This is a genomic window from Moorena sp. SIO4A1 (assembly GCF_010672065.1).
Lineage (GTDB): Bacteria > Cyanobacteriota > Cyanobacteriia > Cyanobacteriales > Coleofasciculaceae > Moorena.
In genome coordinates, this window is sequence record NZ_JAAHHX010000545.1 from 1 (window position 1) to 1,687 (window position 1,687).

The window sequence follows — 1,687 nt, forward strand, 5'->3', positions numbered from 1 at the left end:
CCCAATATCGACCACTTCACTATTTGGGATATGCCCAAGCTATTTTTCCAGATCAAGAGCGTCTATTTCTGCTCACGGCACAAAACAATACACTCAGGGATAATCACTATCTTTTTGTGATGCGCGAGCCCTGGCGACATGAAAACGAACTTGGTCGCCACTATGCTAAACATTTTGATCGGCTCGTCCTGGTTGACTGACAAAAGTCCAGAAAGGGCGATCGCTACCCTAGGAAGAGTCCTTCTTTTCCAGTGATGGAAGGTGTTACCTTCTCAAATTGGCTACAAATGCCATATTCTGACTGGTGACTAAACTCAGACAGGATGACAAGCGAAAACACCTCCCGTCTATATGATGCCCTTGTAACTCTATTGGGTCAATCCAAAGAATGGGCTGATATCAGGCATCTATATACCCTGGTTTGGATGGGTTTTGGGGCTAATTCACTCAGGTAGCGTAAATTTGACAAAATGGACTATGTACATCCACTCAAGAGCTGTGTTTGCTCAGAGCAAGCAACGCCGATTTAGTCGATGGTTGCTTGGGTCCCCGGATTAATCCACAACGGTTATACAGACCGCTGATTCAAGGGGCATTGAAGGGGTGGTCAGAATCATTGAAGTTTGCTGAGCTTAGACACTTCCATGTTATGGAATCAGTATTGCCTGAAACGGGAACGCCGTAGTCTATAGAGGACGGGCTGTTCCCATTGCGTGGGCTATTTTAGAGCATCCTAGTAGCAGTGTCAATATTCAAGCCGTGCCTTGCCCTGCTTAAGCGGGTTGGGAGCCTGATGCCAGTTGGGGTCAAAGTAATTTTGCGTAGGCAGACGAGGGTTTATCGATACCAAATTGGATGAAGTATGCCTGTCAACAGCTTGGTTGGAATTATCGCATCCGCACTTCTGAGCGATTTCTGGATTTGGCGACCTGGTAACCGTTGGTGTCCTGTCATTGATTTTCACTTGGGACTCCGACAAGCTCTACTGCTCCAAAATGTTCGTATTCATAAAACGAACCCCTATGGCCCAGTCAATCTTGCCTTGGAATGTGTTGGAGTCAGTGGAGAACTTTGGTACATCGTCAGTAATGAAGCCACCACCCCATACGACTTTTCGTGAATATGGCTTGCGCTTTGATATTGAGGAAAGTTTTCAAGGGTGATAAGTCCAATGGTTTTGAACTTCTTAGCTCTCAGATTCGCAACTCACCTGCCTTATCCCGGTTGTGCTTGGTATAGCGCGATCACTACTTTATATTTAACCGCTCAAGGAACGGAGGTAGTCGCTCAAGGAAAACGCCGTATGGTTGACCCTCACTGGCGCACGAGGCAGCAGCTATCTAAAAATTGGTTGGTCATGGGAAAAGAGCTGCTCTGACTCTTGGTTGGGAGTTGTTTCAAACCCTCATTTTAAATGGTAGACCCGATCCATCTCCAGCGTTCGCAAAGCGTCTGCTACGCAGAATCGCCTCTCGAAAACAGGATGAGAAAAAGAGGTATCGGTTGGAGTTTACAGTAAGGTCTTTTGACTATGCTTGTTGAGTTTTGTCAGTCAACCAGGAGCTTAGACACTTCCATGTTATGGAATCAGTATTGCCTGAAACGGGAACGCCGTAGTCTATAGAGGACGGGCTGTTCCCATTGCGTGGGCTATTTTAGAGCATCCTAGTAGCAGTGTCAATATTCA

At 46.4% G+C, this 1,687-nt stretch carries 3 protein-coding genes; all 3 read left to right on the forward strand.

Annotated elements, in window-relative coordinates; all coding sequences use genetic code 11:
* Positions 1–200: hypothetical protein (locus F6K53_RS40440; protein WP_293085789.1), on the forward strand; the 200-nt coding region annotated here is incomplete at its 5' end.
* A 662-nt stretch (positions 201–862) separates the two neighbouring features.
* Positions 863–1,120, forward strand: a complete 258-nt coding sequence (locus tag F6K53_RS40445) for a hypothetical protein (RefSeq protein ID WP_293085791.1) — start codon at positions 863–865, stop codon at positions 1,118–1,120.
* Between the two features lie 51 nt (positions 1,121–1,171).
* Positions 1,172–1,378 carry a hypothetical protein gene (locus F6K53_RS40450; RefSeq protein ID WP_293085794.1) on the forward strand — a complete coding sequence of 69 codons (207 nt, stop codon included), beginning with the start codon at positions 1,172–1,174 and terminating at the stop codon, positions 1,376–1,378.
* Positions 1,379–1,687 lie beyond the last annotated feature (309 nt).